Source organism: Bacillus marinisedimentorum (genome assembly GCF_001644195.2).
GTDB classification, from domain to species: Bacteria; Bacillota; Bacilli; order Bacillales; family Bacillaceae_O; genus Bacillus_BL; species Bacillus_BL marinisedimentorum.
The window spans coordinates 97,094-103,314 of record NZ_LWBL02000008.1 but is presented as its reverse complement, the minus strand read 5'-3'; the positions used below and the strand labels follow the sequence as shown (position 1 = coordinate 103,314).

At 36.0% G+C, this 6,221-nt stretch carries 5 protein-coding genes; all 5 read right to left on the bottom strand.

What is annotated here, in order from left to right; genetic code table 11:
* Positions 1 to 4 precede the first annotated feature (4 nt).
* The 5 genes from A4U59_RS02220 to A4U59_RS02200 all read right to left on the bottom strand — a co-directional run bounded on the left by A4U59_RS02220 (position 5) and on the right by A4U59_RS02200 (position 6,210).
* The gene (locus A4U59_RS02220) at positions 5 to 763 is read right to left on the bottom strand and encodes a PIG-L deacetylase family protein (RefSeq protein WP_066175644.1); all 759 of its coding nucleotides are present in this window, start codon (positions 761 to 763) and stop codon (positions 5 to 7) included.
* Between the two features lie 29 nt (positions 764 to 792).
* Positions 793 to 2,706 carry a cell wall-binding repeat-containing protein gene (locus A4U59_RS02215; RefSeq protein ID WP_066175642.1) on the bottom strand — a complete coding sequence of 638 codons (1,914 nt, stop codon included), beginning with the start codon at positions 2,704 to 2,706 and terminating at the stop codon, positions 793 to 795.
* 195 nt (positions 2,707 to 2,901) lie between these two features.
* Complete coding sequence (locus A4U59_RS02210; RefSeq protein ID WP_066175639.1) at positions 2,902 to 3,981, bottom strand: glycosyltransferase family 4 protein; 1,080 nt, start codon at positions 3,979 to 3,981, stop codon at positions 2,902 to 2,904.
* A gap of 105 nt (positions 3,982 to 4,086) precedes the next feature.
* Entirely contained in the window at positions 4,087 to 5,232 is a 1,146-nt protein-coding gene (locus A4U59_RS02205) for a glycosyltransferase (protein ID WP_066175636.1), read from the bottom strand.
* 12 nt (positions 5,233 to 5,244) lie between these two features.
* Entirely contained in the window at positions 5,245 to 6,210 is a 966-nt protein-coding gene (locus A4U59_RS02200) for an LCP family protein (RefSeq protein WP_066175634.1), read from the bottom strand.
* Between the last annotated feature and the right edge of the window lie 11 nt (positions 6,211 to 6,221).

The window sequence follows — 6,221 nt, the reverse complement described above, 5'->3', positions numbered from 1 at the left end:
GTTGTTATTGATTTGGTAGATGGTATTTACTCCTTGGGTCATTTAGCAGTAATTCAAAGTCATAACTTACTGATGTCCTTCCAATAGCATATTTGTACCTGGCTGGATTCCATTCTGAGTATGCATGAATGGCTTGTTGAATAAAAGGGTCATATTCATGTCCATAATAATCATATTGGCCATCTATTTGACTCATTTCTCGATTCTGAATATAAAATAAAACATTATTAATGAAACCATGATTATATAGGTTTAAAAGGGATAAGCCAGAGTTTTGATGATCCCTGTGATCGTCATGATAACTGAATGAGTTATGCCTTGCATTTGGATAAAGAGCGCTGTATCTTCTCATAATTTTATTAATTTGATCAGTTGTTGTTTTTCCATCACGAAGGTTTTCAAAATGAATATTTTTCCTTTTCACACCAAGTGCTGAGGCTGATCGAAGAAACTCTCTATTTCGCGCTTTTGAAAACTGTTCCACTGTAATGGAGTTATATGACTCTTCATTCAGTTTATCATTAACTGTTTTTATAGAGGTAGAAGCTGCTCCGTCGGTTAGTAATACTACGTGAACATCGAAACCGTTATGAAGGTGGTCTACTATAGCATTCCCCATTGTAAGAAGCTCATCATCTTGATGGGAAACATAAAAGAAGGCAATGTTATTGGAAGAAGAAACAGCATGCAAGTCTTCCTCAATAATTAGATATAAAGAAAATACAAAAATGACAGCCAGCGTTACTTTTTTAAACAAATGCACGTATTATTCCCCCGCTTGTAACTATGATTTTAATTATTTATGGACAGCAATGTATTTATGACTGAATCCTCAACAACTGCTTTTCCTCCCAGCACAGTGTGATGGTAAATTTGATAATCATTAAAAATCTTCACAGTTTCTTTGGGAACTTTATCTGACTCTACGAGTAATAAAGAACTTTGTCTCCTGGCTGCTAATACAGATCCAGCCAGTGCGTCTGCAAATCCCTTACCGTTCGCGATGAAAACACTGTCAGGAAATAACTTGAGTTTTGTTATAACTTTTGCAGCTGTTTCGTAACGATTCGTTCCATTAATTCTTAAAGGATTTTCAAGTTGCTCAAAGACACTGCTGTTGATTACAGTTTCTCCTCCTACCGCTATAGTACTTTCTACACCTTTTAGTGCTTCCTTTGTATGGTAGGGGAGTTTATCTTTATCTGTTAACAATATTGGATACCCATTTTGGGCAGCATAAGATGCTATGGCGAGAGCATCCGGGAAATTGTAGCCATAAACAATAACAGCTTTCTCAGGGTTTTGGTTGACACGTCCAGCTATTTTTCTTGCTGTTTCGAATCTGCCATTTCCTGCTATTCTTTCTATATTTTTTACGTTAATATTTTGAAGATCAATTTCAACTTGTTGAGTAATAGCATTCTTTCCTCCCAATATGATGGCCTTTGTGGCGCCGAGACGTACTATTTCGTTTTTAGTGGCGGTACTTAGTTTGGACTGTTCTGTCAATAATATTGGAGCGTGAAGCGAATGAGCCAGTGGAGTACCTGCAAGTGCATCAGGGAATGAGTCTCCTCTTGCAATTACAACTGTTTGGGAATTATCCCAGCCTTGCTGAGATATTTCTGCCGCTGTCTGATATCTTCCTGAGCCGAAGATTCTTTCAGAACTTGCTTCCGGGGCTGCTATCGGATCATGCAATATATTTACTCCCCAGCTTTTCAGCATCTCAATTATTTCTGTAGATTGCGACAATAGAGGGTTTCCGTTAAGTAATACGGTACCTTTTCGAAAATTTTTTAGGGAAGATATAGTTGTTATTTTATTGTTTCTTAAATCTATATATCCACTAGTGACATTTACTAGGTTACTAATATCGTTAATATTGTTATTGCTCAAATCCAGATAATAGTTTCGGCCTTTGTAAAAGTTCAAGCCTGTTATAGTTGTTAAGATATTATTACTTAAATTAATGTCTCTTAAATTGTTAAGTATACTTAAACTCGATAGATTATCAATCTGGTTATGGCTGAGGTTTAAATACTGTAAATCAGCAAGGTTCTCAAGTCCGTTTATATTGCTGATTTTATTGTTGGATGCCTCTAACACTTTAGTATTTGAAAGGTTTTGGAGACTACTGACTTCACTTATATTGTTAAAAGAAATATCCAAAAGGAATTCTGAGTTAATTTCACTGAATTTAATTGAAAGGAGAGGTGACAAGTCATTTATGTTATTATGATCAATTAGAAGTTCTGTATGTTCACCATAGAACTCTAAATCACTCAGCGGGCTGATATCTGCTATAGCATTTGAATCAAGCCTAAGAAAGGATATGTTTTGCAAAGCATCTAGTGGACTTAGATCGGAAATATTGTTATTTGACAAATCTAACGTTTCTAGATGTTCCAAACCAGTAAGAAGAGCAATATCATTAATCTGATTTCCCGTTAAGTATAAGTGATTTATCTGACTGGCATTTTCTATTCCTGATAGATCTGTGATATCATACCAGCTTCCATCAAACTGAGATATTGTATTTAGGGTCTCTTTTGTAAGGTTTTCAGAATTTGTTTCTCCAAAACTATCTTGAACAGCCAATTCAAGTCGAGGATCTTTTATAAAAAAACCATTAGCAAATGACTGATTTAACAACAGCAATGTCGATAAAAAAATGCTGCTCACTAGTGAAATAATTAATTTCATAACACTTTCCCTTTCCGTAACTAAGTCTCTTGATGTGTAATAAGCTATCACGAAAGCAATTATACTACTTTAGAGGTGATTTTTAAAACATTATTTTACTAAATTACAGAAAATAGGAAACTAAGGTTAAGGAGTTAGGGTATTTACTATATAAAAAACAAAAAAGTTTGCACTAAAAAGTGCAAACTTTAAAGGTTATTTGCTTTTTGAACGTGGAGAATTTGCGTAATATATTCTCTTCATTGTATTTATTAATGGTTTTCTTCTGTTTCCTATTAATCCCACTATTTCTGCTGTAACTTGTATAACAATTAAGAGCAGAAACACAATAAGAAATGATCCCCACATGGTTGCGGCTGAAAATAATATAGCTGACAGCCCGAAAAATAAACTTAGTGAATAGATTAGCAAAACTGTATTCCTGTGACTAAATCCGAGTCCTAAAAGACAGTGATGCAAGTGTGATTTATCTGGTGCCGATATTTTTTGCCTATTTAGGAAACGACGAATAATCGCGAAGAATGTATCTACAATGGGCACACCTAACACAATAATCGGAACTATCAAGCTGAACGCAGTAACACTTTTGAATAGGCCAAGCATAGATATTATAGATATTGTATAACCCAGGAATAATGCTCCCGTATCACCCATGAATATTTTTGCTGGGTGGAAATTGAAATACAGGAAGCCAAGTGTACTCCCGAGAAGTATGACAGACAAGGCTACTACCGCAAACTGATTGTCGATAAGTGCCATTACGAGTATACTTCCCGTAGCTATAGCAGCTACTCCGCCAGCCAATCCATCTAGTCCATCAATTAAATTTATCGAATTGGTGATACCTACAATCCATAAGACTGCCACTATATAGCCGAAAACCCCAAGTTCAATTTTTCCGTTAAAAGGTAATGTTACAAAATCAACCTTCAGGCCGGATGCAACTACAATTATTGCTGCAGCCAGCTGTGCCAAAAATTTTATACTGGCTGGCAATGTATATTTATCATCAAGTATACCAATGATGATTATTATGGTAGCCCCAATTGCGATAGGAGTAAAGTACGGCAAGACTGGTCTAAGGTAAAGATATCCAACCAGGACACCAAGAACAATACTTAAACCGCCTAATCGAGGCATGATTTTTGTGTGCACTTTTCTTCCGTTAGGAGTATCTGTAGCACCAATCTTGATTGCGATCCACTTTATCATTGGTGTAGAAAAAAATGCGACCAACATTGATACAATAAATGCGATGGTATAGTGCATAGTCATTATTATGACACCTCTTTATATACCGAAAATAAAATTACAAGTACCAATAGAAGCTTACATGCGTTTTTCTGAATGGTCAAGAAAAACTTTCAACCAAAAAGAGCTTTACTTATTAGACGATATATCTTGATAAATTGTTTCTAATTCATTGGTCTGTTTTATAATGTTGAAGCGTTTATTAACATGGACTACGGCATTGGTTGAAAATTGGTTATATAGATGTTCGTTTTCTAATAAGGCTGTTATACCTTCTGCAAGTTTGCTCCAATTTCTTTGCTCGTACAAGAAACCTGTCTGTTTATCCAGTACCGCCTCTGGAATACCGCCAGTTTTAAAACTGGCTACCGGAACTCCCATGGCCTGGGCCTCTAAAAAAACCATCCCAAGTCCCTCGGAGGCTCCGGATTCTACTTCTGTACTAGGTACACAGAACACTTTAGCTTTGTTAAGCCAGTTTATGACTTCCTCTTGTGGCTGGTGGCCGAGGAACTTGCATGAAATATTTAGCTCTTTTGCTGTTTTCATTAACTTTTCCTTTTCTGGACCATCTCCAATAATAATTAATTCAGCATTACTTATGTTGTTTTGAACCTTTTTCATTGCCTGCAAAAGATAATTACACCCTTTATTGGGTACCAACCTTCCAACAAAAAGGACAGTATTCTCCTTTTTTGTAGTGCTTGATTTTGCAAATTTCTCCGTATCGATTCCAATGTAGTGAGTCATGATTTTGTCCTGGGGAAATCCCCGATCCACTAACTTGCTTTTTATAAAATTCGATACAGCAATAAAGTTTGTGGCATTTTTCATCAATTTTTCTTTATTTCGTACATAATACCTTGCATTAAATGATCCTTTTAGTAATGATTGATCATCCATAGTGGCATCATAACCATGAAAGGAAACCAACAATGGAAGGTTTAGCCTTTTGGCGATTGGCAACACCAGGGATCCATCTGGCCCGAATTGGGCATGTATTAATCTTGGTTGAACTTGTTGTATTTCTTTAATTAATTTCCAGTTTAACCCGGATGTCTTGATTAATGCCTCTTTGATAGTGGTTCGTGCAGTATCAGTTTTCTGGTTGCAAATAACATTATTGCTGTCAAGTTGAATTCCGTAGTTGATATACTTATATCCGGCAAACACCGGTTTGAAACGTACCAGGTTATCTGCTTGTTCCTTAACAAAGGTTTCTGACTTTGGTAATAAAATATCCCTGTATACAATAACTTTTGCATCATTCGGCACGGAATCCCCCCCTTATTCTTCCAGTTCCAGATGTTGTTTTAACTCGGATTGAACTTTATCTATTGAGTCTTCATTCGCTACAAAGTAGTAAACATTATCTATATAATTGTCGTGGCCGTTTAGTTTAATTTCTTCAATTTGGCTTGTATCAAAATCAGGATAAGATTTTGCCAATGCAATACCTTCAGAAACTTTAAAATTTGTTTTTAGATTTTTGGCGATTACTTCCCTGATATTTTCAATTTTAAACAAAGAAGAAGGAACTGTTGCTTTTTGGATTACAGAGGTAATAATCTCCCTCTGCCTTTCACTGCGGCCAAAATCCCCTCTTGGATCCCGTTTTCTCATCCTCGCATAGGCAAGAGCCTCTTCTCCGTTTAGATGCATTGCACCTTCCGTAAAATAAATTTTCTCGGTTGTTCCATATCTTTTTTCCCAAAAGTCAAAAGGCACATTAACGTTTACACCCCCAAGGACATCAATTATACTGGTGAACCCTTTAAAATTAACAGAAGCATAATAATCAATTGGAATATCCAGAAAGTCCTCGATGGTACTAATGGTTAAATCTTGCCCTCCGAATGCATGAGCATGGTTTATCTTATCCTCTCCATAAGAAGAGATGTTAACAAGGGTATCACGCGGGATGCTCAATAACTTGATTGTCTTTTCAGAAGGATTAAAAGTTACTACGACAATGGTATCTGTCCTGCCGGGACCCATGTTTGATGAATAATTTTCAACACCAGTCAATAATACGGAAATGGGAGTGGTGCTTACTTTTACTTCATTTTGCCGAAGTTCTGACTTTTCGCCTCTATCCAGCTCGGCATAAGACGTATTAGCTGTTGTAAATGCTTGATAGGTGATATAGCTTAAATAAGTAACTACGCTTAAAAGAGGAATAGATATAATAATAAAAGCCCGTTTAAACTTTTTATTTCTTTGTAATTTTCTTCTTGTTCTTTTTGTTCCCATAAAATTCCCCT

Bases quoted from the DNA above. Each gene is read 5' to 3' on its own strand.
- A4U59_RS02215 (WP_066175642.1), bottom strand. From the start codon at position 2,706: ATGAAATTAATTATTTCACTAGTGAGCAGCATTTTTTTATCGACATTG.
- A4U59_RS02210 (WP_066175639.1), bottom strand. From the start codon at position 3,981: ATGACTATGCACTATACCATCGCATTTATTGTATCAATGTTGGTCGCA.
- A4U59_RS02200 (WP_066175634.1), bottom strand. From the start codon at position 6,210: ATGGGAACAAAAAGAACAAGAAGAAAATTACAAAGAAATAAAAAGTTT.